Source organism: Streptomyces sp. NPDC017246, from assembly GCF_044331325.1.
Classification (GTDB): Bacteria; Actinomycetota; Actinomycetes; order Streptomycetales; family Streptomycetaceae; genus Streptomyces.
Window position 1 is genome coordinate 61487 of sequence record NZ_JBIRMW010000014.1, and the last position, 25508, is coordinate 86994.

Consider the following 25508-nt stretch of genomic DNA (forward strand, 5'->3'; position numbering starts at 1 on the left):
AAGCCCAAAGCAGCCGAACGCATCGGTCTCGCGGTGTACATCATTGGAGGTAGTCCGAGCCGACAGGCGCGGCTGGGGCACTCATGCCCGCTGGGGAGGCGCCCTGCGGGTACATACGAAAGCGCCAGATCTTGAGAACGTGATCGCGCTCCCAATAGTCATCTGCGACCAGCTTGGCGAGAAGCGCTGGCTCGGGCTCCTCACGCAATGCGCGGATCTCGCCCTCGTCCGTAGTGATGGCGTCGAGGAACCGCTGCGTGTAAAGCTTGCTGAGGCACCCGAAGAACGCAAGCCCCTGTTCCTCGATATGCCGGGCCACCTCCTCATCCGGGATCTGCGGCTCCGAGACAAAGTCAATTCGCACAAGCCGTCCCAGCTCGTCGAATTGAGACTCCTGCTTCTGCGGCCAGTCGCCGTGCAGCAAAAGGAACCAGGCCAAGTTCCTCTCGTCGGGATCGGTGATGACCTGGCCAGCGTTCAGCATCTCCACCCCACCGATGGTGAATGCACGGGTCTCTTCACCGTTCCCGAGCCGCTCCACCACCCGTTCCTTGCCCCGGTCCATGATCACCGAGAAGGTGAGGGGCGGCTTGGTCGCAAGCATCCCATCCCCCAGTAGGTGCATCTCGCTGACCTTGATCGCGTCGAGGAGCGACAGGCGTTGGTGACTCCCGACCAGACTGAAGACGGACGGATCGACCAGCGTCCACATACCCACTCCGCTCCAGAAATGTGCGTAGAGCAGACGGCCGCCTGTGGCCTGGGCGTAAGCCTGAGCCGCAGCCATGTCCTTGGCCCGCACCTTGGTCTCCAGAGGGCTCTTGTTCGGGGCTACGTTCTTGACCTCGACCAGAAGGTGCGTGCCGTCGGACAGGACGATGCGAAAGTCAGGCGGCTGGAGCTCGCCGCCCGCTTCGTCAAAGTAGAACAACCCCGAGTCCTCAGTCTTGATAAGGCGAACGGCGCCGAGGGCAACCACCACGGCCTCGAAGGCGTACTGCGTCATCCAGCCTTTCAGCCTGGAGGGGTTGTCCAGCGACGTACGTAGAGCATCGCCAATCGCAGTCACAGCCTCTCCGTGCCGGTCGATCAGCAGTTTTTGCCCATCCGGCTCCGGCAGGGCGAGTTCGATCAGCGACACGACTTCGAGCCCCAAATCGCCTTTCCGGCCTCGTCGCAATGCCATGCAAGCCCCCTGGCGCTCGGTCTGCTCGGGCCGCGGTGCCACCGGGCCCCTGCTAGACCTTCATGCATACACCCTCGTGCAGCAAGGCAGGGCCCGCCTTGGCCAAGTCCCCCGGAGAGCAAACTGCTTGCTCCCAGTCGGGGGCCATGTCGGTGCCGTACGCCATCCTGGGGCCATGTCCGCATGGCCGCGAATCACCTGCCCTATCTGCCGCCGCTCCGTTGCCGTGAACCCAGGCACTCGCCGGATCGCCGATCACAAGCACCCCCGGCCTCGCGAGCGCGCCCTGGACCTCGTCCTGTGCCACGGCTCCGAGCGCGAAGTGGAGCTGGGCGGGGTGACGTTCCTGCCCTTCGAGGAAGACGCGCCGGCGATGGAGCAGATGCTCTTCTGAGAGACCCCGGCAGGCGCCACCCTGGCGTCCACCCGCCCCCTAGAGTGGTCCGTCATGTACTCGACATGGATCGCCCTGGCCGCCGGGTCAGTGGCAGAGCCGCCATCTCCACGTCACCGATCTGCACTCCGGTCGGGTAGGTGTTGTTGTCGAGTTCGGCATGGACGCGCAGTCCGGTGCGGGTGGTCGTTGCGGAGATGCACTGGACGATGACTTCGTGGCTGGTCAGCGGGCGGGCCCGCCAGTTCATGGTGATGTGGGAAAAGAGGCGGTGCTCGATCTTGTTCCACTTCGATGTACCCGGCGGCAGGTGGCAGACGGTGATCGTCAGGCCCGTCTCGGCGGCGAGACGGGCGAGTTGGAGTTTCCAGGCCCAGGTGCGGTAGCCATCGGAGCCGTCCGCGTCGGCGGTGATCAGCAGCCGTGTCGCCTGCGGGTAGAAGATGTGGCCCCGGCCGTGCCACCAGCGGCGGATCGATCCCACCGCGAACGCGGCGGTGTCGTGATCGGTGCCGACGTTGACCCAGCCGGTGTTCGCCGCAAGATCGTAAACCCCATAAGGGATCGCCTTCCCCAGCCGGGGGTCGACGAAGTCGTGCATGTTCACCACCACCGGATCACCGGCCGGGCGCCACTGGCGGCCGTCGTCCCTGAACGCGCCGACGAGCTCCTTCTTCTTGGCGTCCACGCTGATGACCGGCTCGCCAACGCCCCGGTGCATGCGGGCCTGCTCGTTGAGGTAGCGGAACTGTGCGCCCCGGTCCACATGCTGACCGCCCTCGAGTGTCTTGGCGTTGGCCTGCAGACTGAAGCCTTCCTCCCGCAGCAGATCGGTGACGGTGTCCGCGCTGACCCGGTGGCCGACCCGGGTCAGTTCCCTCGCAAGTGCGCGGGTCGATTTCACCGTCCACCGCAGCGGCGACATCGGATCACCCCTCTTGTCCGGCTCGACCAGTGCCAGGAGAGCCGGCCTCAGTCCCGGATCGAGTTCCACGACTCGCTTGCGGCCCCCGCCCGGACGCCGCACCCAACCCAGGGGTTCCTCGCCGGCCTCCAGCTCGAGCACGCCCTTGCGGACCGTCGTCTCACTCACCGCGGCCGCTCGTGCGACAGCCCGGACGCCGCCGTGCCCCAGGACTCGGGCCTCGGCAGCCAGCAGCAACCGACGCTGCCGCTCGTCGAGATGCGGGAACAACACCGCACACTTCACGGAGAGGTGGCTACGAGTCTCATCCGGGATGCGCATACCACACCAACGAGCCGCAGAACGGGAAGCAACACCTTGATTCCCTGCAAGCCCTTAGATCAAGTCTGCAAAGGTCAAAACCTCTCCAGCCGGGCACCAAAACAGTCCTCGCACATCCCGTGCCCATCCTCGTCGCCTTCCTCGATCGGCTTCGAACAGGAGGTGCAGAAGTCAAGCTCCTCGAACTCGGATGCGCAGGCGAAGCAGAGGAATGCAATGGTGCGTCCGGAGACAAACTCGACGTCCGTCACCAGCGCGTCAACACCGCAGTCAGGACACTCGAGAACAAGGTCTTCCCCGCCATCCTTGTAGTGAGTGTGCAGGTCGAGTTCTTGAATCTCGCTAACGTACTCAAGGGCGATGTGGTCGCTGCGTCGCACCTGAGTCTCACAGAATCGACAGTCACTGTTTCCATCCACCACCAGCGCAGGTTGCTTGCAGAGGGGGCAGGTGACTGTCGAATCCTTGAGCGGTTCCAGCTCGGGGAGTAGCTTTGCCCAGCGGAACTCTAGATACTTCTCGATGTTGGCAAGACCTGCGGTAACCTTCGCGATCTCAGCGTCGAAGTTCCACTCTCCTGGCTTTCGATGGATCACCTTGGGGCGCAGGTGCTCTCGCACGAAAGGAATCAGGAAAGCCAGTAGGTTCGCGGCCAGCTTCTCCACCGCGTGCGCGTAGACAGCCTGAGTTCCCTTTCCGTCCACCTGGACAGCGATAAGGCCGTAATGCTGGAGAGCGTTACGCCACTTGATCAGTCGCGCCAAATCGCCCTTAGTGGAGCCGGTTTGCGTAATGTCAAGACCTGCGATCTTCTCAAGGCGGTCGAGAGCTTCCTCCGAGCCACAGCTAATGAAGTCAGCGGCCTCAAAGCGGCTCCGTGTGGCATCTCGGGGATTCTCGAAGACAAGCGACCAGTGCTCCTGTTGCAGGCGCGCTTTGAAGAGCACTTCAGTGGCGGCTGCTAGGTGCAGGATGGCGTACTTCAGGTCACGGGGCTGGGGCTTTCCAGACAGGTGCTCGGTGACGCTGAGGAGGTAGTCGAGGCCGTTCTCGACGGGTCCGAAGGTGACCGTCGGCCGCACGACCTTGACTCGCTCCCTCTTACGAGGGACCGGAACAGTCGTCGGCGGAACGGCGCTTGCCGTTGTAGCGCTGATTCCCTCCGGAACCGCGGGCGCGTTGGGGGGGCTCTCCGGCTGCGGGGCGGGCGTGCGGTCTTCCCCGCCGGCTTCGCCCTCGGTCCCGTCGTCAGTGTGGTCGGTCATCTGGCCCCCTGGGGTAGGCGGCGGCTATTCCAGGCTGAATATCCGCCAAGGGCACCCTACTAATCTTTTTCGTTAGTTCCATGGGTGTGATGGATTCGTTGGTGGGACCCTGCTGTGGTGTCTTTCAAGCCTTCGCCTGTTGTTCCTCCCTTTGACGCGGCCGCAGTTGGCCGAGGCCCGGCGTGTGCGGGCGGCCGAGTTGTTCGATCAGGGACGTTCGGGTGCCGAGATCGCACGGATGCTCGGGGTCAGCAAGGAGAGCGTGCGGCGGTGGAAGCGTGTCTGGGAGAAGAACGGCGCCGATGCTCTGCGCCGGCGCCCCGCCACCGGTCGCCCGCCCAAACTGGACGATGCCCAGGTCGAGCGGGTGCGGACCGCGCTGGAGCGGGGCGCCCAGGCGCATGGTTTCGAGGCTGATCTGTGGACCCTGGAGCGGGTCGGCCTGGTGGCCGAACGGGTGACGGGGGTGAGGCTGTCGAAGGCCTCGGTGTGGCGGCTGCTGACCGGCCGGCTCGGTTGGAGTCTGCAGCGGCCCGAACGGCGGGCGGTGGAGCGCGACGAGTCGGAGATCGCCCGCTGGATCGCGCACGAGTGGCCACGGATCAAAAAGGGGCGGTGAACACACCTGCCTGGATCGTCTTCCTCGACGAATCAGGCGTCTCGCTGCTGCCGCAGGTCCGCCGCACCGACGCACCCCGCGGCCGCACCCCGCTTCTGCGGCACCGGCTGAACTGGGAGCGCGCGTCGATGGCCGGCGCCCTCGGCTACCATGCCACCGACCCGGACCGCGGGCCTCGGTTGTGCTTCCACCTCAAGCCCGGCAGCTACGACACCGCCGCTCTAATCGAGGTCCTGGAGCAGATGAAGGTGTTCTACCGCGGCGAGCGGGGCCCGCTGGCTGCGGCTCACTGTCGGGCAAGAGGAGGCGCCCGAGCTGGAGCCGCCCGCGTCCGAGTAAGCGGGGCCCGCCACTACGTGGACCGTCGAACTCACAGTGGCAGAGGTTCGTCGACTCCCGGCGGCTTGTCGCCCTCGCCCCCACACCTGTGCCGACGCCGAGGACAACTCCACGCGATGAGATGGTCGAACTGGCGTCGACGACGCCAGCAACCGCCCGGCACAGCCGCTACCTACAGCGTTCCCGGCCACTCGGCTGCCCCACGAAACCCGCAGGTCAGACAGCGAAGTCCAGCTGGAGTAGCTAGTCCATGAGAGTAGGTTGCAACTGACCACGGCCATCGCCCGCCGCCCCCAGGTAGTCGGGGTTAGGCACCATCTCGCGATGGAGATAACGCAGGTCGGCGCCGCAACGCAGTGCGAGTCGTTCCTGGCGCGTCTGATCGGCCGTGGAGACAGTCTCGCCGTTGCGAGTCGTGATGACGATCGCGGGCCGCTCCGTCGAGTCGATGGCCTCGTTCAGCGCAGCCCATACGAGGTCACGAAAGTTCCCAGCGCGGCCCCAGCAAATGTATCGAGTGGCGCCGCCGGCGATGGCGTAGCAGTGGTTCGGCTTCTCCCCCACCGAATCGGGCTTCATCGCCCAGCCGCTGCCACATGCCGCACGAACGATTTCCTCCGGCCCTTGGAATCGTTTTACCGCGTAGCGGGCATAGTTCCCGATCCCCTCCTGCGCTCGGGCGTACTCCTTCATGGGGACATCCTTGATCCAGACCCGGGCGTCCTTCTCCGGCCCGTAGGCGAGCAGGACTCCGCCGACCTTGGGGTCCTCGATCCATCGCCGGTACTGGTTCGTCTTCTCGGTGAGACTCAAGAACTCCCAGTCCATGTCGTTGGCCTGCTGGTAGATCTCGATGAGAAGGCGCTCGCGAATGGGTGCGGGCAGCTGCTGCAAGGCCACGGTGATTACTCCTGGGGGGCGCGGGTGGCGGGGAACTGGAGTCGGTGCTCGTCGTACGCGGTCTCAAGACTGGCCGCGTCCTTGATCCACTCGTCCATGAGGGTGGCCACCTTCTGGTCGCTGAAGTCGATGTTCGACGGGGTGATCTTCGCAAGGGTCTCGATCTCGCCATCCCCCTCAAGCGCGCGCTTGAGCTTGAGAGCGGCGGCGATGCGGCGGAGGTCGCTGACGAAGTCCAACACCGTGACGCGCTCCTTTCCCTCGCGCAGGCGGAGGCCGCGCCCGAGCTGCTGAACGAAGATACGGCGGGAGTGAGTGACTCGCGCGAAGCAGAGGATATTCACGTCCGGCACATCCACACCCTCGTTGAGGATGTCGATCGCCGTCAGGATGGGCACTTCGCCGGCCCGGAAGGCGAGTAGGCGGTTCTGCCGCTCTCTCTTGGCAAGTCCCGCGTGGATGGCGAGGGCACCTGACCAAAGGGGCGTGCGCCGCAGCATGTCAGCGAGCCGCTCGGCATGTTCGATAGTCCGGCAGAAAACAATGGCGCGGGGGTTGCGCGTGCCGGCCCATGCGGTGGCCAGCTCGTCGCGGATGGCTTCATCCCGCTGCGGCAGGAAGAGCTTGGCGTTGAGTTCGGCAAGTCCGTATGAGTGGTTACTGGCCTCGCGGACGATATCCCAGTTGATGTCGTCGACGAATAGGCGGTAGTCAACCTGCGCGAGGTAGCCGCGCCGCATACCCTCCTCGATCCCCAGGCTGAAGCTGGGGGCGCCGAGCTGATGGGTGATGTCATGCTTGTCACCGCGCCATGGGGTCGCCGTGACGCCCAGATGCCTTGCCGATCTGAGGAGTTCCAGCAGCTCGTCGTACTGGCCTTCCTCACCCACGTGGTGGGCTTCGTCGATCATGACGAGGCCTGGGCGGTATCCGAATCGGGCGGCCGACAACGCCGAGCCGACCGTCGCGCAGGTGAGGCCGGAGAGATCGTCGGGGCGGGTGTCACCCGTGAGGAGCCGCGTCGGGACATCCTTGGGTAGGTGCCGCCAGAGCGCCCGTTCTAGTTGCTGGACGAGGTCTTTCGCGTGTGCGACGACCAGGACCTGGTCCTCGGGGACGCGTCGCAGGTGCGCCGCGATCACCTCGCCTCCGACGACCGTTTTACCCAAGCCGGTGGCCAGTACGAGGAGCGCACGACCCGAGGCATCGAGATCGTCGGTCAGTGCCTGGAGTGCCTCGACCTGGTACGGCCGTGGCGTCACTCTCCCAAAGCGGCGCGGTACCCGGTCGAAGCTGGTCGTCAGGTCCGTCCCGCCCCACAGAAGGATCCCAGGGCCTAGGCGTGCCAGATTCGCCACCCGCTTCCGGGCCTCAGGGCTGAAGCGAGTGTTGGTGACGACGACGGCTTTGTGGGCGCGATAGTGGTCCCGAGCGCGAGCGACCTCGTCCACCGCGTCGGCCCCTACGGCTCCGTGTCGCTTCCACTTGCACTGGATCACCCAGATCTCGCCCTTGTGGAGAGCGAGGATGTCGCCTCCCTCGTCACCGGAGCCGTCGATGTTGGACACATCAGAGAAGCCCAGGTGCCACAGGAGGCGTTCAATGCGGCGAGGGAACTGCAGTGGGCCGGAGTCCAGCAGGGAGGCGGCGTCAAGGAATCGCATTCCGCTCTCCCTATGTGTTGTCGGCGAGGTCGCGCGCGATGAGTCTGCAGCTGATCCTGATCCGGGCCAGTTCCTCCACGTCCAGGCGTGGACGGTGCTGTTCCAGGAGCGCGAGGTCCCCCAGGGGGTTGATCAGTCGCTCCACGACGAGCGCTCGAGCGCCGGGATCGCTCAGAGCGATGTACCCGCGCTTGAAGACGCACCCGTCGAGGAATGTCTCCGGGGAGTCCTGGATGATGCGGATGACGGCGCTGGCCGGGACATAGCGCATGAACTCACCGCTGGAGATCGCGTCGTTCCAGGGGGACGCTCCGTCGGCCTCGACCGCGAATCGGCGCTCGGCGTCAGCTCGTTCATCCTTCGTGAGCAGGAGCCAGTGCACCGCCGGGTTCGCCGACACGGGCGTCACCATCGCCACGCGCACCTGCTCCAGAAGCCTCTCGGATTCCTCCGCCGTCGCCGCCGGCGTCAGTCGAGGGCTGGAGGTGTGGCTCTTGAGCTGTGCCACGATCTCACTCAAGGGCATCGACACGGTGTTCGCCCGTACCCGCATGAACTCCGCGACCTCGACGAGCGCCAGGTCGCGCATGTCCGCGCCATGTTCGCGGAAGAGCGAGTGGCCGGTGTCGACGAAGACGTCCAGGTTCGGGGCTCGGACCATCGAGACGATCACAGGCGCGGGCCGCTCATCCTTGGTGACGAGGTTCTGTCCGCGGACCGCCCAGGCCGTCAGATCCACCCGGCCCAATTCTTCAAGGTAGTACGAGCCTGTCAGGTCCACGATGGGGTCGGCGCTGTCTCGGTATCGCTCGAGCCGCTGATCCAGCGTTTCCGCCGGCGCGATCTCGTCCTCGGGCAGTTCTTGACCAGCCGCGGTCGGGGCTGTCGCGCCCGGCGCAGTACCGCCTTCCGGCTCGTCATCCAGGTCGAGGAGTCCAGCCCCGAACCCAGGGAGGATGTCGTCGTTCTCCGGTTGCGGGTCGACCACTATTGGGTTGTCGTGCTGGTAGGCGGCTCGGTACCAGACCTCGTCGGTCTGGTAGTCGTAGTCGCCCTTCCGCATCAACCCGGCCCACTTCGCCGCCGTCTCGTGGATAGCGTTACGTCCATCGCCGGGGATCAGGTAGTTGAGCCCCGGGTCCTGGCGACGGAAGCCCGCGTAGAGCAGGGCGAGAGGGCTGCGGTTCTCCGGCAGCCCAAGGTTCTTGGCGATCTTGGGGCGTAGGGGACTGGTCCCGCGGACCTCGCGCAGGACTTGACGCCATTCGGCTGTCTCGAACTCGAAGGCGTTCTTCTGATAGTTCGGAGTGACGTGGTCACAATGGATCTCACCGACGATCCGGCCCATTTTCACGACACCGGAGTCGATGGGGTACTCCGGATCCGGCTCCGCGATGCCGTCCTCGTCTTCCCAGAAGAAGACACGCTTGTCTTTGAGTATGATCTTGCGCCCGTTGCGGAGGAAGTCCAGCCCGTAGTCGGTGCGGTGAAGGTAGCGCTGGATCCCGATCCAGCCCCAGATCCTGCGCTCCCGCAGTTCCAGGCGGTCCTGACCGCATTCCTCACACTGCTCCGCGTCGGCAGTGCTCCAGTACCCGCACGCCATGCACGCCTTCTTGGGGCTCAGAGAACGGTCGATCCTCTGTACGGCATGGATCTCCACGCCCTGGCGGGTGACTGTCCGCTTCTCATCCCAGACGCAGGGCAGGCGTGGCCTGACCTTCTTGCCGTTGAGCGTGAGCAGGAAGCCCTTCTCCGCCAGCAGGTAGCTGTAGACGTCTCCGAGCTTTTCCCGGATCACGGTCTGAGTCTGAGGGCGACAGAGCGTGGTGTATTGGTCCTGCTTGAGCTCACCGATCGTGACTGTGGTGCCGTGCTCGTCAAGATTCGTCTTAGGCACCAAGCGGTACGGTGCCTGGTACTTGGAGGAGTTGGCGATCCGCGCCAGGTCCAGGGTCACCTCGATCCAGTCCGGATCGCCCGCCCGGCTGGTGCGTACCGTGGTACGCCGACCGAGCCGGGCTGTACTGATGTTGAAGCCCATGCCGAACAGGCCGAGGGAACCATGTCGACCGTTACTCGTCCAGCCCGCGCTGATGGCGTTGGTGACGGCATCCAGGCTCATGCCCCGCCCGTTGTCCTGCACCTTGATCTCGGCCGTCGCACGCTGCGAATTGGCCGGGGGGAGCGAGACCGCGACCGAGGGCCGGTCGACCGTTCCGCCAGCAGCCTGGAACTCGTCGAAGGAGTTGTCGATCAACTCGGCCAGGCACTGCCAGTGAGAGAACTCGATGTCGCCAAGCACACCCAAGATGCGCGGGTGTGGCGTGACGTTGATGTACTGGTTCTCGGTCACAGTCGGCCCCCGTCTTCGTCGTGAACAGATGCGTGGCCGGCGGACGCGAAGCGCGCCCACCAGCGTCTAGGCGCCCCCGCCGGCCCCGGTCCCGGGGCATCCACCAACATGACGTCAACCCTAATGGGCAGCACCAGTCCCCGTGGGACGTAGATCTCGAAACCCCTGCTGGAACCACTCCGCACCCTGTCCCGGGGAGCGCCCCGCGGTTCACCGCGTGCGAGACTCGCGTCATGATCCGGGAACCAGCGCAAGTCACCATCGATGCGAGCGGCCGGGTGGAGATCCCCTTGGGGATTCTCGCCGAGGCCGGTCTCGACACAGGGAGTGTCGTCCTCGCGTACAGCGATGGTGACGGCCGTATCGTGCTGCGCAGGTTGACCGACGCCATCGACGACCTACTGCATGGCGAGGCGCTGTAGCCGCAGCTAGCCGGTCGCACGCCGGACCGCTGAGATGACCCGTCGTGCCACCTCCTCCGGTGCCTCGTGCTCCCAAGCCCGGACGACCGTCCAGCCCGCTTCCTCCAGGATCCGGTTGGTCTCGGCGTCCCGCCGCTGGTTCTCGGCGAACTTCCCCGCCCAGAAGTCCTTGTTCTTCGTCGCTGGTCGATGATGCTCTGGGCAGACGTGCCAGAAGCAGCCATCGACGAAGACCGCGACTCGCGCCTTCGGGAACAGCACATCCGCGCTACGCCGGAGGCCCTGGATCGGCGGTGCGTTGACCCGGTAGCGAAGCCCTCCCTTGAAGAGGAGGGACCTGAGGGCCTTCTCGGGCTTCGTATCCCTTCCACGGTTGCCTTTCATTGAGGCACGGACCGCCGGCGTCGAGGCTGTCGAGCCCTCGGGCAACGTCTCCGCCCTCAAGAGGCCCCTAGCCCAGGCCAGCCGCCATCCCTCAGCGAGGTTGGCCTCACGGCTGTCGTGTTCGACCTCACCCAGATAGCGCTCCGGGGACTTCCTCCCGTCACCCCACCGCAGTGACGCACGGATGCGCCGCGTCTTGGGCAGGACCCTCAATGAGACCGAGGCGTGAGCCACGCGGCCGTCACCCAGGTCAATCTCACGCCGATGGCGACCGCCCGCCGCCTTATCCTGTTCGGCGGACAGTGCCTTCCGGGTCCTTCCCGACCGGCCTTTCCAGGCGCGATCGGGGGGCAGCCTGTCGTTCCAGCGGCTCTGAGGTGGCTTCGCCACATCGATCACGTCCTTGACCCCGACGCCGTATCGAGGGCCTTCGCTACCGCATTGGCGAATACCGCGCCAAGCTTCACCGGGACCGCGTTGCCCAGCTGCCGCATCTTCTCCCCACGAGGTCCTTCGAGCTTCCAATCGTCGGGGAAAGTCATGACGCGGGCCGTCTCGCGCACAGTCATGTACCTGTGCCTGTAGGTAGCGCCTCCGGGGGTCTCCAGCTCATCGGTCAGCATCACGGACTCCCCGCCCGGGACGCCATGCACGCCGGCCTTCACGGTCTTGGCGGGACGGTCCAGTTCATTGGGCGTGTGGCCCTTGTAAATCCGAGCGCCGGGCCATCCAATGTGATCGGTGAACCCGCCGGCGCGATACTCCTTGCGGTCGAGCCTGTCCCAGGGGACCTTCGGCAGGGGCTTGCCCTCGTTCTCGTCGATGCCGGCGATGGCGTCCCGGAAGGTGCGCCAGGGCTTCGATTCATCCGGAGTGAGTGAAACGTCCTTACGGATCCCGGCCCTGGCCCTGGCCACGGCCAGGGCGCGCACGTGATCGGGGACTTCGGGATGACGCTTCCAATACGAGTCGTCGGAATCGTCAAGCATGGACCGGAATAGCGCCTGCTCGGAGTACTGGGGAAGCACGTCCTCGTTGAACTGGTCGATGTCGACGCCAAGGTCCTCCCGGAAGGCGACGATGATGATGCGGTGCCTGATCTGGGGGACCCCGTAATCGGCGGCGTTTACGCGCGTCATCACCACCTTGTAACGCTCCGACGGATCGCCGGCGGTCCCGCGCCTGGCCTCGATGAGGGCCTCATCGTGCTTCTGCCAAGGAACCTCGGGATCTCGTAGCTCGAAGGGCATCTCCATCTCGCGCAAGATGTAGTCGAGGTACGGCTTGAACGATGGCCTGAGCAGTCCCACGACGTTCTCACAGATGACGGCCTTGGGCCGGATCTGGCGCATCGCCTTGAACATCTGAGGGAACATGTTGCGCCTGTCCTCGTCCCCCTTGGCGATCCCACCCAGGCTGAACGGCTGGCACGGCGGACCGCCAGCGAGGACGTCGACACGACCACGTAGATAGCGCATATCCAGGTCCTGGACATCGCCCGCCACCAGCGGCCACGGCTCCCCGGGCTCGGGGATGCGCTCCTCGTCCCCCCGAGGCTTCGCCCCGTTCGCCTCCAGGGTCTGACACGCTCGCGGGGCGAACTCGTTGAACAGCAATGGCCGGAAGCCCGCCCCGTGGACCGCCATGGCGAGGCCCCCCGCGCCCGCGAACAGCTCGACCCCGGTGCGATCACGCTTTGACTCTTCTTGCAGTTCAACCATTGCGAAAGCATACCGCGGAAATATGATCACTGTGACCGCTGTCGAGAGGATCACGTCACTTTCACGAGTAGCCGAAGATGGTTCGGTCAGGTGCTCCCAGCAATGCACCGGCCGAGGCCTCATCGAGCTCAGCCGCAGGTCGCCCGGGGGTCCGAGACCAGAAAGGAGGGCTCAGATCACGGCCCCGCGCGGGTGTCGACTCGGCCGTCAGGTCCTGGGTCACCGAGCACGCTGTCGCGCAACGGAGTCGACACGTCCCGTCCGCCCCTCCAGGCTCGTGCGAGCGTGCTGGTCAACGGACACGGGAGGCGGCCGGACGGCCACCTCCCGATATCCCCTCAGCCGATCAACCCGATAGCGCTCCGTGACCACGGGCCGAGCGGCCGTTCCCACGGCCGGGCGGTCACGAACGCGGCGGCCTGCCACGCCAGGCCGCGAACAAGCCCAAACCGACGCTCGTCACCGCAGTGAACGCCTCGGGGCCGGCGAGCATGAAGACACCCGCCGAGAGCGTGATCAGGACCAGCAGCGCGACGAGGTCGAGAACCCGATCCCGGGGGGACGCCACCTCCGCCGAGTCGTGCGTGAGGGCAGCCCGCTGAGCCGGGGACGGAGTGGTCTTTTCGATTTCATCCATGCGCCCAGCACACCAGCCCCAGCCGCCATGCCTCATACAGCGCGAACGAACCCGGTTAGACTCGATCGCCGCCGGCCATCGCCGTACGGCATGGCACAACGAGCGAACACGCACTCTGTACGGTGGTGTTCGGCGAAATTCGGTCCTGTTCGGCAACCAGCGTCCTACGCTGAGCCCCACAGACCATCGGGGGGACGTACGTGGCGCATGAGGACGCTTCCAGGGCCGCGTTCGACCGCGAACTCGAGGGTTTCGCCGCCAACCTCCGGAAGTTGCAGGTCGATTGCGGCCGCCCCACCCAGCGCGAGATCAGCCGGGCCGCGCCCAAAGGGCAGTCGTTGTCGCCCTCCGGGATCAGTGAAGCCCTCGGTGGAAAGCGCCTGCCCAGGCTCGACTACCTCATCGCCCTCGTCCAGGCAATACTGAGTTTTTCCAGCGATCGCCGGTCTCCAGTTAGCCGCAATGATCCGGCAGTCGAGTCATGGCGTACGGAGTGGACCCGGCTCGAACAGCTGCGCATCGAGGTCCGCTACGCGCCCTCGGCTTCCGAGCCGGTGCGGGCACCTGCCCCGGTTGACACCTCACCGACCGCGCCAGCTCTCGATACGCCAGCCAACCTGACGAACTCGCCTACGCCAACGGAGAACAGCCGACGCCTGAGATTTCGTCCCGCGCCACCGGTGTTGCCCCACTCGGGCTTCGTATGGTCAGTAGCTTTCCGGCCCGATGGCGACATGATGGCAACCGCCAGCGCCGCCGGAGTGGTGACTCTCTGGAACCCCGCCACCCACCAAACCGTCGGTGAGCCCCTGACTGTTCCCAAGAGCAGCATCATGAGGTCAGTCGTGTTCTCCCCTGATGGCAGCCTGCTTGCCACTGCCTGTGACGACGGCAAGGTGCGCCTTTGGGATCCCGCCGCCCATAAGGAGGTCAAGGCACTCCTGACCACGAAGAACAGGGCGGTCACGGAGGTGGCGTTCTCCCCCGACGGCAATCTGCTGGCCGCCGCCAGCTTCGATCGCACCGTACGCCTTTGGGATCGTCACACCCTCGAAGCCGTAGGAGAGCCGCTGATCGGCCACACCGGACCCGTCACAGCGGTGAGATTCTCCCCTGGCGGCGGTCTGTTCGCCACCGCCGGCTTCGACGGCATGGCGCGTCTTTGGGACCCCATAACTCGCCAGACAGTTGGCAAGCCCTTGATGGGCCACTCCGGTCCCGTCAGGGCAGTGGCTTTCTCTCCCATCGGCGACCTGCTCGCCACCGCGAGCGACGACGGCATGGTTCGCCTTTGGGACCTGGCCACTCACCAGGCCGTCGGAGCACCCCTCACCGGCCACACCGGCTCCGCCACGGCCGTCGCGTTCTCTCCGGACGGAAGCCTGCTCGCCACCACCGACATCGACGGCATGGTTCGCCTTTGGGACCCTGCCACCCTCCAGGCCGTCGGAGCACCCCTCACCGGCCACACCAGCTCCGCCACGGCCGTCACGTTCTCCCCGGACGGAAGCCTGCTCGCCACCGCTGGTTATGATCAAAAGGTACGGCTATCGAAAGCCGAGGAGGCCCCGCCTGCACCCGTCCCGGCGCAGCGTACGTGTCACGGCGAGGACTCGCACGAGAGCCTGACCGCTGAGAACACCGAACTGAGAGCTCGGCTCAACCTTCTGACCGCGCGGGGTCTCGCCAGTAGAAGTGTCCTCACCGCGCTCAAGAACGGTGAAGGTTTCTCCCTGGCTCCACTGATCGGCCATCGCGACGCGGTCTGGTCGGTGATGTTCTCCCCCGACGGGACCCAACTCGCGACAGCGAGTGCCGACGATACGGTGCGATTCTGGGACCCGGCCGACAGGCGATCAGTCGGCAGGCCCCTGACGAATCACCGTGACTCGGTAATGGCTGTGGCTTACTCCCCCGACGGCGCTCTGATCGCAACGGCGGACCGCGGCGGCGCGGTACGCCTGTGGGACGCGGCCACCCGAGCGCCGGCAGGTCGCCCGCTGGCCGACCACCTCGGCCCCATCACATCGGTGGTCTTCTCCCCCACCGGAACCCTGCTCGCCGTCGCCAACGACGGTGGCGCCGTACGACTGTGGTCGCCGACTACTCAGCAGCCTTCCGGCGACCCGCTGATCAGCCACCACGGACTCGTAACGGGGGTCGCTTTCTCCCCTGATGGCAAGTTGATCGCCACCTCCACCGATACCGGCGCAGTGCCGCTATGGGACGCAGCCAGTCGCACATCAACAGGCGAACTCCTCGGCGGCCACAGCGGCTCTGTCAGCTCCGTGGCCTTTTCCCCCGACGGCAACTTGATCGCCACCGCCGGCGATGATCACTCGATACAGCTATGGGATGCGACTACCCACCAACCAGTTGGAAAGCCCCTGAGCGGCCACGGTGCTGCCGTCGCGGCGGTGGCCTTCTCCCCCGACGGCAGCCTGATCGCCACGGCCAGCAGCGATCGCACTGTGCGCCTTTGGGACCCGTCCACTCACCAACCCGTGGGAGAGCCTCTCACCGGCCACCATGATGCCGTGACGGCAGTCACCTTCTCCCCGGACAGTTCCGTGCTCGCCACCGCGAGCGTCGATTGCACCGTTCGGTTGTGGGTGCCTCCATTGGTGAGCAGTTTCGTCGGATCTCGAGGTTGATCCAAGAAAGCACGGCGGAATACCCAGAGCCTCCCGTTGATTGGTCCCTGCAGAGATCACGGAGGGGGCGCTGGTGGCCGAGCTGATGTTTTTCCGGCGGGACGCGGGCGGGCGGGATGTCGAGCTGTCCGGTTCGACGGTGGCGCTGGAGGTGGAGCTGCAGCGGCGGGTCGAGGCCGGGCTGGAGCAGATGCTCGGTATCCGGTTCGTGGCGTCGGAGTACGCGACCGGTCCATGGCACCGGGGCCGCATCGACACTCTGGGGCTGGACGAGAACGGCAGCCCAGTCGTGATCGAGTTCAAGAGGGGCTCCGACAGCGGGGTGCTGTCGCAGGCGGTCTCGTATCTGTCCTGGCTGCGTTCGGCGCAGCACGAGTTCGAGGCGCTGGTCCGGAAGGTGCTGGGGGCGGAGGCCGCAGAGTCGATCGACTGGCGGCGTCCGCGGGTGGTCTGCATCGCGGCCGGCTTCTCCCACCACGACCGTGTGGCCGTGCAGTGGCTGCCCGAGCAGATCGACCTGGTGCGCTACCGGGTCTTCGAGGGCGGCCTGCTGAGTCTGCTGCTTGTCGATTCCTCGCCCGGCTCAGCGAGCGCCGCTTCGTCTCGGCGGAGCCGGGAGCGGGACGCGGGGGTCGGCAGCGCGCCGACACCTGCGGCAACGCCTTCGCCGGCGGGTGCCGGCCTCGTGCCGGAGTCCCTGCGGGACCTGTACGCGGAGCTGGACGCGGCGCTCACGGCGTGGGGCGAGGTCGAGGTGGCGGTGCTGCGGCATTACATCGCCTACCGGCGGCTGGTGAACGTCGCGTCGGTGATCTTCCGTCCGAAGCACGAGGCGATCCTGGTCTATCTCAGACTCGACCCGGACGCGGTCGTGCTGGAGGAGGGCTTCACCCGGGACATGCGCGGTGTCGGGCATCTCGGGACGGGGGACCTGGAGGTGCGTCTTGCTTCGGCCGCGGACCTGGAGAAGGCTGCGCCGTTGATCCGGCGGGCGTTTGAGGCAGCCTGACAGAAGTAAAAGGGAGGCTGGAGCATCGGTTTCTCGATGTTCCAGCCGCCCTTCGACGTCTGCGGCCCGTTGGCCCCGGGCTCTTCGTTCTCATGATCACTCCTCCGGGCCGGCCAGGGCGAAGTCATCCTGTTCCAGCTCGGCGCGCAGGCGCCGTTCGGCGATGTCGGCGTAATGCGGGGACAGTTCGACGCCGACGAACTTCCGGCCTTCCCGGAGGGCCGCGACGCCCGTGGAGCCGCTGCCGGTGAACGGGTCGAGGACGGTACCGCCCTCCGGGCAGACCTGTACGAGCTGCCGCATGATCTCGACGGGCTTCTGGGTGATGTGGACCCGGTCCTTGCGGGGCTGGGAGGCGATGTAGTGGCCGGGCAGGTAGAGGTCGCGGGTGTTGTCGAGGGATCCCTTGACGCCCCAGACGATGAACTCGGAGTCCTGCTTCGGCCCGCCCTTGCGGGGCCGGCTGGCGGGCTTGATCCAAGGGATGGTGCCGCTCCAGGTCCACCCGGCCATCTGCAGGGCGTCGGACGTTGTCGGTTCCTGGCGCCAATCGGTGAAGACCATGGCCACTGAGTGCTCGGTCGAGGCTCGGTACGCCTCGGTGAGCAGTTCGGTCAGCCAGGAGCGGTAGGAGCGCTGGTCGCGGTTCTCGCCGGGGAAGTTGGCGAGGTCGTGGGCGCTGCTGCTGGTGACGTACTTGGCGCGCGCGGTCCGTCCGGTGCGTTCCGAGCTCGTACGGCCGCCGGAGTTGTACGGCGGATCGGTGATCACGGCGTTGACGCTCTCGTCCGGAAGGGACTTCAGCACGGTCAGGGCGTCGCCTCGGTGCAGCGTGTAGCTCATGGGAAGCGCCTCTCTCAGGGCATGGCGGGGCTGGGCCCGCTCCAGGCAGCGCTCAATGGAGCTCTTCCGGGGCGGGGTTGTGCTGGAGGTTAATGGCGATCTCCGGCCGTACCCAACGAGGCGGGCCGTGCTGCGGGCCCCGGTCCGAGAGTCGTTTGGTGCGACCGGAATCCCGGTCTACTGTCTCGCCCTGTCACCGGGCAGGAGCCTCGCTCCACCCCCGCTGACCTGTGCTTTTCCGTGCCGTCTCGTCCATATGAGCGGTATCGGAGGCACGTTGTCCTCTTCCTTCTCGCACGCCGTCAGGAGCCCCGGTGTACTGCCTGAGATTACGAGCGCGGCTGGCTGCCGCGCGTGACCTGAGACCGGCGTCCGGGAGCTACCAACTCCTCTGACCCGGGCCCACCCGAGCGGTGGATGCACATCGGCGCGGTGCCGGCGGCTTTGCACGAGAAGTCGGCACCGCGCCTCCTACGAACACCGAGGAGCCGCTGCGATGCAGCATGCCCTGATACATCCGCGCCCCGACCCGACGCCGTCACCCGGCCGGCACCGCCGCCTCGGTGAACGGCGGCGGCGATGAAGAAGTCCACCGGAGCCGTCGTCGGTCTCTGCGCGACCGCTCCGCTGCTGCTGGCCGTTCCGATTCTCGCCATTGGGGCCGGGACCGCCTCGGCCTCCTGCTCGACCGGCGGTGCACAGGATGTGGATACCGCCGCCGTCGCCACCCAGGTGAAGGCCATCCTGGACGGCGGTGACAAGGGTTCAGTGTCCGTGCCGGGCCTGGACGACCCGGCCGAGCAGGTGCCCAACGCCAAGACGATCCAGGCCACCGGCGTCGCGATGAACATCCCGGCCCGCGGGCAGGTCGTGGCTCTGGCGACCGCCCTGCAGGAGAGCGGCCTGCGGAACCTGACCTACGGCGACCGCGACTCACTGGGGCTCTTCCAGCAGCGGCCCTCGCAGGGCTGGGGCACCGCGAACGAGATCCTCGACCCGGTGTACGCCTCGACCAAGTTCTACGAGGGACTGCGGAAGGTCTCAGGCTGGCAGTCCCTGTCGATCACCCAGGCCGCCCAGGCCGTGCAGCGGTCGGGCTTCCCGGAGGCGTACGCCAAGTGGGAACCCTTGGCCACCGCTCTGCAGAAGGCCATCGAGCCCCTGCTGCCGAAGGCAGGTGGCGCGTCACCGGCCCCTTCGCCATCCGGCTCGGCCGGCAGCGGCAGTCCTTCGCCCGGTATCGCGGGCGGTTGCAGTGCCGAGGGGGACGGGACCGACTTCGGCACCATCCCGCCCGGCGCGCTGCCGGCCGAGTACAAGATCCCCGCCGACGCTCCGCGGGAGGTCCAGACGGCGATCCGGTGGGCGCTCGGGCAGCTCGGCACGCCGTACCAGTGGGGCGGGACCTGCACCGACTCCCACGGCAAGGACGCCATGGGCCGGTGCGACTGCTCCTCCCTGATGCAGCAGGCGTACAAGGCCGCCGGGGTCACCCTGACACGGACGACGTACACGCAGGTCAAAGAGGGCAAGGCGGTGTCGGTCGATGCCCTTCAACCGGGTGACCTGCTCTTCACCGAGGGGACGGCCGCCGTACCCGAGCACGTCGGGATGGCCATCGGGCAGGGTCTGATCGTGCATGCCCCGCGCACCGGCGACGTGGTCCGCATCACGACCCTCGCCTCCTGGAAACCGCGGATTCTCGCGGCCCGCCGAGTCGTCTGACCGGCGCTTCTTCCCCCTCCTCCTTTCCTCGCGCACCGCGGCTTCGCCCCAGCGGGGCTTTGGCGTGCACTCAATCGAACTGGAGTTCTCCATGTATCTCGCCGACCAGGTCATTCAGCTTGCCTACGACCCCGGGATCAAGCCGAACGAGGGCGGTCTGCCGGGTCTGTCCGTCCTCAAGCAGGTGATGGGCTCGATCAACCTCTTCGGGCTCGTCGCCGTGGTCGGCGCCCTCGCCGTCAGCGCGGGCGTGTGGGCCTGGGGTCACCACTCCGGCGGCCACCAGGCGGAGGCCAACGGCAAGAAGGGCGTGCTGGTGTCCGCCGGTGCGGCCCTTCTGCTCGGTGCGGCAAACGGTGTGGTGGCCTTCTTCAGCACGCTGGGGACGCAGGTCCATTGATGGCTCAGCACTCCACCCACCTCGGCGGCGCATCTCGCGTGCGCCGCCGGGCGCTGCTCGGCACCGTCGCCCTGGCGGTGCTCGTCAGCCTCGCCGGCCTGGCCGCGTACCTCACCCGCGACGGCAGGGGCCCTTCCGAAGCCCTTGCTCCACCACCGAGTTCACCCACGGTCTCCTCTTCGGCCCCTTCGGCGTCCGGGTCGTCCACCCCGTACACCCGTCCTCGTGCCCTGCCGGTCCCGCCGAAGACCCATGACCCGATCGCGTACGGGAAGGCAGCCGCCGCAGCGCTGTGGTCCTACGACACCCGTGCGTACGCGCATCCCGAGCTGCGGAAAGCTCTGCGCGGGTGGCTGACCACAGAGGCGAAGTACGCTGACCCGGCCTCGGTCGACAAGGTCGTTCCCTCGGCGGTGCTGTGGAAGGAGATGGCCGCCAACGGCCAGTTCGCCACAGCCAAGGTGTACGAGGGGCACTTCCCGAACGCGTTCACCCGGGCCCTTCAGGAAGACCCGGGGGCGATCACCCAGGCGTACGTCTACGCCGTCACGGTCTCCGGCAAGCAGTCGATCGCCTGGAAGGGCTCGCCCGACGGCGGTGCGGAGAGCCGTGCCACCACGCTCGCGGTCCAGTGTCGGCCCGACCACCCCTGCGCCCTGGTCGGCGTCATGCCGTCTATCGCGCCCTAATCCCCCTTCAGGAAAGGAGGTATCGCCATGGGAGTCTGCGACTTCCCGCTGATGGACAAGGTGTGCGGCGCCGTCGACTTCGCCACCAACCCCGCCGGAACTGTCACGGACGGCATCGGCGCGTGGATCGCGAAGTCGATGGGTGAACTGGCGGCCAGCGCGGCCGATCTCGCCGCCCAGGCCGTCAACGAGACGACCGCCATCGACCTCAACGCCGGATGGTTCCGGGACAACTACGAGCTCCTGTTGCCCATAGGGCTCGCTCTGACCGTCGGCATCTTCTGCATCCAGCTCATGACCGCGGCCTGGCGACGCGACGAACGCGCTCTTGCTCAGGCCGCGTTCGGCACCATGACCGGCGTCCTGTTCAGCTTCTCCGCCATCGCCTTCACCACCGTCGCCATCACCGTGGTCGACGCCCTCTCCGACGGACTGTTCCAAGCGGCCAACACCTCCGTCGACGACGCGATCCGGCGCGTGGTGAAGGTCAACCAGTTGGGGGCGATGTACGGCCTCGGCTGGGGCGTCCCAGCCCTGGTCGCCCTCGGGTGCGCGATCGGCGCCTTCCTCTACTGGGGCGTCATGGTCGCCCGCAAGGTCGGCGTGCTGATCATGGTCTCGCTCGCCGTGTTCGCCGGGGCCGGCGGCGGCTGGGAGGTCGCCAAGCGGTGGCGGCGCGGCTGGATCGAGGCCACCGCCACCCTGGTCGTCTCCAAACTCCTGATGACCGTGGTCTTCCTGATCGGCGTCTCCGCCATGGGCAAGAGCGACGCCGACGACGGCATGGCGGCGCTGTCCGACGCGATGGCGGGCATCGTCGTGATGGTCCTCGTGCTGCTCTGCCCGTACGCGACGTACAAGTTCGTGCACTGGGCCAGCGACGGCGGCGGTCACGACGACCTGCACCGCACCGGCGTCGCCGGCATGGCGGTCGCCGCCGGGGCGGCGAAGACCGCGGCCACCCTGGCGATGCAGGCCGGCACCGGTGCTCCTGCTCCCCAGGGCCCGAACAAGGTCCCTGGTGCGGGCGCCGATGGCGTCGCCTCCGGCATCAATCCCGCCGGCGGCAGCCTCAGCAAGGAGGGTATCGACGCCGGTCCGCTCAGGCAGCAGACCCGCTTCCGGTACGGCGAGGACCCGAACGCGACCGGCGACAAGGGCCGTGCCCTGATCCAGCGGCCCGGGATCCCACCGCTGATCACGCGTCCCGGTGCGGACGAAGCGGAAGGGCCCGAGGCGCTCGTCCACGGCGTCACCGGCAGTTCCGACCATCGCGTCGGCGCGTCGGCACCGGGCGGCAGCATGACCTCCCTGCCGCCTGCCGGCCCCGCGACTGCGCCGCCGCCTCCCGCCGGACCGTCGGCCACCGGTTCCCCGACGCCGACGAACTGGGTGTTCCCCACCCAGCCGCCGTCGGGTTCCTGACCCATCACCCCCGGGGCGGGCCGTACACCACGGCCCGCCCCACCCCGACCGACCAGCAGAGGAGTCCCTCATGACCTCCAGAAGAGCGCCGCGCGCGCCCCGTCCTCCGCCCGCAACCACCGTCTGGAACCACCATGTCCGGCAAGCACCAGGCCCCTACAGCCACCGTGAAGTTCCCCCACCGCAGCAGGCGCGGCATCCTGCTCGGCCTGACCGCCCCGCAGCTGATCGTCGCCGGCCTCACCGGCCTTCTCCTTCTCGCCGTCGTCCTCACCCGCGGCGTGGTCGGCGCCCTCCAGCTCATCCCGCTGTGGGCCGTCATCGCCCTGTTCGTCTTCGTCCGCCACCGTGGCCGTGCCCTGGCGGACTGGGCTCCGATCGTCACCCGGTACGTCCTGCGGCGGATGCGCGGCCAGCTGGTCTGGCTCACCCGGCCCTCCCGTCGGCCGACCCGCGAAGGACTCCTCCACCTTCCCGGCACCGCCGCCAGCCTGCGCGTGGTCACCGCCCCCGACGGAAGGTACGGTGCGGTCCACGATCCCCACGAGGGCACGCTGACCGCCGTGGTCAAGGTCTCCTCCCGCGCATACGCGCTGCTCGACCCGGGCACCCAGCAGGCCAACGTCAACGGCTGGGGACGCGCGCTGGCCGCGCTGGCCCGTACCGGGCAGATCGCCCGCATCCAGGTGATCGAGCGCACCGTCCCGGACTCCGGCGACGCGCTTCGCCGCTACTGGGAAGAGCACGGCCGGCCCCACGCCCCCACGGCCGCCCCGATCTACAGCGAGCTGATCCAGAGCGCGGGCCCGGCGGCGGCTCCCCACGAGGCGTACGTCGCGGTGGCGCTGGACACCAAAGCCGCGCGGCGACTCATCAACCAGGCGGGCGGCGGTCTGACCGGGGCCTTCAGCGTCCTGGCGCAGCTGACCTCCACCTTCGACCAGGCCGCGCGGACCGCCGGGCTCAACCCCACCGGCTGGCTCACCGCCCGCGAGATCGCCGCCGTCGTGCGCACCGCCTACGACCCCAAGGCCCTCACGGCGCTGGACCGGTGGTCCACCGCCGGCCGTCCCGAGGCCGAGCCCGCAGCCGCCGGCCCCGTCGTGGTCGTCGAGAAGGCGGACCACATCGCGACCGACTCGGCCGTCCACGCCACGTACTGGGTGGAGAACTGGCCGAGGACCGAAACGTCGGCCGGCTTCCTGCACCAGCTCCTGTTCACCGGCGGCGTCCGGCGCACACTGACACTCTCCTACGAGCCGAAGGGACTGGACGCCGCACTGCGCGACGTCCAGCGCAAGAAGGCCAGCGTGATCGCCGATGCCGCCGAGCGAGCCCGGCGCGGCCAGGTCGACTCCGAGGCGGACTCGATCGAGTACCAGGACATCAAGTCCCGCGAACGCCAGCTCATCGCGGGCCACGCCGATGTCGCCCTCACCGGGCTGCTGACCGTCTCGGCCGACTCCGAGGACGAACTCCGCACCGCCTGCGCGGTCGTGGAGACCGCCGCCGTCGGCGCCCAGCTCGACCTCCGGCCGCTGACCTGGCAGCAGGCCGAAGCGTTCACCGCCGCCGCCCTGCCGCTCGCGCTCTCCGCCTGACCTCGGCCCTCCCCTCCCTTCGAAAGAGCACCCCCATGTCCCGCACCGCCAGCCCGACCGCGCAGGACTTCGTGCCCTTCGCCACCGCCGCGCTCGACTTCCACCGCGCGCTCAATCTCCCCGGCGGCCCGCTCGTCACCGGCCGGGCCGAGCTGGACACCCTGCACGCGCACCTCGTCTCGGTGCACGGGCTGCTCGACGCCCATGCAGCCCGTACCGGTCAGCTCGTGCCGATCGAAGGCGACCAGCTCCGCGCCGCCCGCACCCGGATCTGGCAGGCCGCCGACCACGTCCACGCCGCCTACCACGCGGCACCCCGGCCGGATTCGGGCGAGGTGCCCGAACCCGAGGCGTGCCAGGCCGGCCTGCCCGAAGGGGCGCCGGAGCTGACCATCTGCCAGCGCCACCAGCGCGCCGCGCACCTGGTCCGCCGCCGCACGACCCCGGCCGACCTGCACGCGCCGTTCACCGGCCTCGTCCGCCGCTGACCCCATCACCCGTCTGGAGAAACCGTTCATGCCCCGTACCCGCGCCAGCGCCTCTCCCCTGTACGTGCCGCGCAAGGCTTCGCGGGCCCAGCAGAGGGCCGCCCGAGCCGGATTCGCCGAGGCCCGCCGCCAGGCGCGCCTCGCCGGAACACCGCCCAAGCACCGCGCCGAGGAAACCCTCGCCCCGGAGCTGCGGCCGACCTACCCGCCGACCGGTCGTCCCGGTCCGGCCTCGGCCCGGGGCGGCAAGCTCAGCCTGCCCGCCCACCGGATGACCACCGCCACCGCTTCGGGGGCCTACCCCTTCGTGGCCGAGGGCGGCCTGGGGGCGGAGGGCATCTTCATCGGCCGCGACGTCCACGCCGAAGCCGCCTTCTGTTTCGATCCTTTCTCGCTGTACAGCAGCGGCCGGATCGAGGGCTTCACGAACCCCAACGCGGTCCTCGCCGGAATCATCGGCATGGGCAAGTCCGCGCTGGCGAAGTCCATCGCCACCCGGTCGATCGCCCACGGCTACCGGATCTACATCCCCTGCGACCCGAAGGGCGAATGGACCGGCGTCGCACAGACCCTCGGCGGCTACAGCATCGCCCTGGGCCCCGGCCTCCCAGGCCGGCTGAATCCACTGGACGCCCCGGCCCGGCCCGCCTCCGTCAGCGAGGACGACTGGGCGACCGAGGTCCGAAAGCGCCGCCTGCTGCTCCTGGCCGGCCTGGCGCGCACCGTCCTCAAGCGCGACCTGCTGCCGATGGAACACACCGCCCTCGACCTCGCCCTCGACCTGGTCGTCGCCGAGGCCGCCGCCCAGGGCACGGTGCCGCTGCTCGGCGAGATCGCGCACGCCCTCGGCTCCCCCGAACGCCTCGACCGGGTCCTCGGCCACCAGGCCGGACACCTCGGGTCCGCCGCCCAGGACCTCGCGCACGCGCTGCGCCGACTGGTGCACGGCGACCTCAGCGGCATGTTCGATGCCCCCTCGACGGTGGCCTTCGATCCGACCACGCCAATGCTGTCCATCGATCTCTCCCGCCTCGGCGGCTCCGGCGACGACACCGCCTTGGTCTTGGCTATGACCTGCGCCTCCGCCTGGATGGAGAGCGCTCTGTCCGACCCGGACGGGGGCCGGCGCTGGGTGATCTACGACGAGGCGTGGCGGCTGATGAGGCACGTGGGTCTGCTGGAGCGGATGCAGTCTCAGTGGAAGCTCTCCCGTGGTCTCGGCATCGCGAATTTGATGGTCATCCACCGGCTGAGCGACCTGCTCTCGGCGGGCGACGCCGGCTCGCGCGGCCGGGTCCTGGCCGAGGGCCTCCTGGCCGACTGCTCCACCCGCATCATCTACCGCCAGGAGCCCGACCAGCTCGACGCCGCCGCTTCCCTGCTCGGCCTGACCGGCGTCGAGACCCAGGCGGTGTCCGCCCTGACCAAGGGCCGGGGCCTGTGGAAGGTCGCGGGCCGTTCCTTCATTACGCAGCACATCCTGCACCCGGCCGAACGCGAACTGTTCGATACCGACGCCCGGATGTCGGCATAGGGCCTGC

Annotated in this window: 21 protein-coding genes and 1 pseudogene; 12 read left to right on the top strand and 10 right to left on the bottom strand. The window is 67.7% G+C overall.

Annotation, left to right across the window (positions count from 1 at the left end; translation table 11 throughout):
• Nucleotides 1–40 precede the first annotated feature (40 nt).
• A complete protein-coding gene (locus ACH4MY_RS28300; protein WP_398006573.1) occupies nt 41–1186 on the bottom strand; it encodes a hypothetical protein in 1146 nt (381 codons plus the stop codon).
• Nucleotides 1187–1412: 226 nt separating this feature from the next.
• Between ACH4MY_RS28300 and ACH4MY_RS28305 the strand changes: the two genes are divergently transcribed.
• Complete coding sequence (locus tag ACH4MY_RS28305; protein ID WP_187283719.1) at nt 1413–1580, top strand: hypothetical protein; 168 nt, start codon at nt 1413–1415, stop codon at nt 1578–1580.
• Nucleotides 1581–1662: 82 nt separating this feature from the next.
• Here the strand turns inward: ACH4MY_RS28305 and ACH4MY_RS28310 are convergent.
• Both ACH4MY_RS28310 and ACH4MY_RS28315 read right to left on the bottom strand, forming a co-directional pair.
• Nucleotides 1663–2826: pseudogene (locus ACH4MY_RS28310) on the bottom strand (ISAzo13 family transposase); the annotation flags it as partial.
• Between the two features lie 74 nt (nt 2827–2900).
• Nucleotides 2901–4091: a hypothetical protein gene (locus ACH4MY_RS28315; protein ID WP_398006574.1), complete on the bottom strand. Its 1191-nt coding sequence runs from the start codon at nt 4089–4091 to the stop codon at nt 2901–2903.
• A gap of 139 nt (nt 4092–4230) precedes the next feature.
• On the opposite strand from ACH4MY_RS28315, the gene ACH4MY_RS28320 reads away from it, so the two are divergent.
• Complete coding sequence (locus ACH4MY_RS28320; protein WP_398006575.1) at nt 4231–4710, top strand: winged helix-turn-helix domain-containing protein; 480 nt, start codon at nt 4231–4233, stop codon at nt 4708–4710.
• Between the two features lie 582 nt (nt 4711–5292).
• Here the strand turns inward: ACH4MY_RS28320 and ACH4MY_RS28325 are convergent.
• The 3 genes from ACH4MY_RS28325 to ACH4MY_RS28335 are packed head-to-tail and all read right to left on the bottom strand — an operon-like array spanning nt 5293 to nt 9969.
• Nucleotides 5293–5949, bottom strand: coding sequence for a hypothetical protein (locus ACH4MY_RS28325; RefSeq protein ID WP_148001719.1), 657 nt, complete (start codon nt 5947–5949; stop codon nt 5293–5295).
• Between the two features lie 5 nt (nt 5950–5954).
• On the bottom strand, nt 5955–7613 hold the full coding sequence (locus ACH4MY_RS28330) for a DEAD/DEAH box helicase family protein (RefSeq protein WP_398006576.1): 1659 nt from the start codon (nt 7611–7613) through the stop codon (nt 5955–5957).
• 10 nt (nt 7614–7623) lie between these two features.
• A complete protein-coding gene (locus tag ACH4MY_RS28335) occupies nt 7624–9969 on the bottom strand; it encodes an ATP-binding protein (protein ID WP_148001721.1) in 2346 nt (781 codons plus the stop codon).
• Nucleotides 9970–10202: 233 nt separating this feature from the next.
• On the opposite strand from ACH4MY_RS28335, the gene ACH4MY_RS28340 reads away from it, so the two are divergent.
• Nucleotides 10203–10391, top strand: a complete 189-nt coding sequence (locus ACH4MY_RS28340) for an AbrB/MazE/SpoVT family DNA-binding domain-containing protein (protein ID WP_030882202.1) — start codon at nt 10203–10205, stop codon at nt 10389–10391.
• A gap of 6 nt (nt 10392–10397) precedes the next feature.
• On the opposite strand, the gene ACH4MY_RS28345 is transcribed toward ACH4MY_RS28340, so the two are convergent.
• From ACH4MY_RS28345 to ACH4MY_RS28355, 3 genes are all read right to left on the bottom strand, one after another.
• Nucleotides 10398–11174, bottom strand: coding sequence for a very short patch repair endonuclease (locus tag ACH4MY_RS28345; RefSeq protein WP_398006577.1), 777 nt, complete (start codon nt 11172–11174; stop codon nt 10398–10400).
• Nucleotides 11171–12496, bottom strand: a complete 1326-nt coding sequence (locus tag ACH4MY_RS28350) for a DNA cytosine methyltransferase (RefSeq protein ID WP_148001722.1) — start codon at nt 12494–12496, stop codon at nt 11171–11173. Before ACH4MY_RS28350 ends, ACH4MY_RS28345 begins: the two co-directional genes overlap by 4 nt.
• A gap of 403 nt (nt 12497–12899) precedes the next feature.
• Nucleotides 12900–13133 (bottom strand): hypothetical protein, encoded by a 234-nt coding sequence (locus ACH4MY_RS28355; protein WP_148001723.1) that lies wholly within the window; start codon nt 13131–13133, stop codon nt 12900–12902.
• Between the two features lie 200 nt (nt 13134–13333).
• On the opposite strand from ACH4MY_RS28355, the gene ACH4MY_RS28360 reads away from it, so the two are divergent.
• Complete coding sequence (locus ACH4MY_RS28360) at nt 13334–15787, top strand: WD40 repeat domain-containing protein (protein WP_398006578.1); 2454 nt, start codon at nt 13334–13336, stop codon at nt 15785–15787.
• A 73-nt stretch (nt 15788–15860) separates the two neighbouring features.
• Entirely contained in the window at nt 15861–16796 is a 936-nt protein-coding gene (locus ACH4MY_RS28365; protein WP_398006579.1) for a DUF5655 domain-containing protein, read from the top strand.
• A 96-nt stretch (nt 16797–16892) separates the two neighbouring features.
• Here the strand turns inward: ACH4MY_RS28365 and ACH4MY_RS28370 are convergent, their stop codons facing one another.
• Nucleotides 16893–17639, bottom strand: coding sequence for a site-specific DNA-methyltransferase (locus ACH4MY_RS28370; RefSeq protein WP_148001725.1), 747 nt, complete (start codon nt 17637–17639; stop codon nt 16893–16895).
• 579 nt (nt 17640–18218) lie between these two features.
• Between ACH4MY_RS28370 and ACH4MY_RS28375 the strand changes: the two genes are divergently transcribed.
• From ACH4MY_RS28375 to ACH4MY_RS28405, 7 genes are all read left to right on the top strand, one after another.
• Nucleotides 18219–19364 (top strand): C40 family peptidase, encoded by a 1146-nt coding sequence (locus tag ACH4MY_RS28375; protein WP_398006580.1) that lies wholly within the window; start codon nt 18219–18221, stop codon nt 19362–19364.
• Nucleotides 19365–19455: 91 nt separating this feature from the next.
• The gene (locus ACH4MY_RS28380; protein WP_030581509.1) at nt 19456–19764 is read left to right on the top strand and encodes a DUF6112 family protein; all 309 of its coding nucleotides are present in this window, start codon (nt 19456–19458) and stop codon (nt 19762–19764) included.
• Nucleotides 19764–20453, top strand: coding sequence for a hypothetical protein (locus tag ACH4MY_RS28385; protein ID WP_398006581.1), 690 nt, complete (start codon nt 19764–19766; stop codon nt 20451–20453). Before ACH4MY_RS28380 ends, ACH4MY_RS28385 begins: the two co-directional genes overlap by 1 nt.
• Before the next feature lie 27 nt (nt 20454–20480).
• Nucleotides 20481–21878, top strand: coding sequence for an ATP-binding protein (locus tag ACH4MY_RS28390; protein WP_398006582.1), 1398 nt, complete (start codon nt 20481–20483; stop codon nt 21876–21878).
• Between the two features lie 134 nt (nt 21879–22012).
• Nucleotides 22013–23479 carry an SCO6880 family protein gene (locus ACH4MY_RS28395; RefSeq protein ID WP_398006583.1) on the top strand — a complete coding sequence of 489 codons (1467 nt, stop codon included), beginning with the start codon at nt 22013–22015 and terminating at the stop codon, nt 23477–23479.
• Between the two features lie 35 nt (nt 23480–23514).
• Complete coding sequence (locus ACH4MY_RS28400; RefSeq protein ID WP_398006584.1) at nt 23515–23967, top strand: DUF6238 family protein; 453 nt, start codon at nt 23515–23517, stop codon at nt 23965–23967.
• 28 nt (nt 23968–23995) lie between these two features.
• Nucleotides 23996–25501, top strand: a complete 1506-nt coding sequence (locus ACH4MY_RS28405; protein WP_398006585.1) for an ATP-binding protein — start codon at nt 23996–23998, stop codon at nt 25499–25501.
• Nucleotides 25502–25508: the final 7 nt, after the last annotated feature.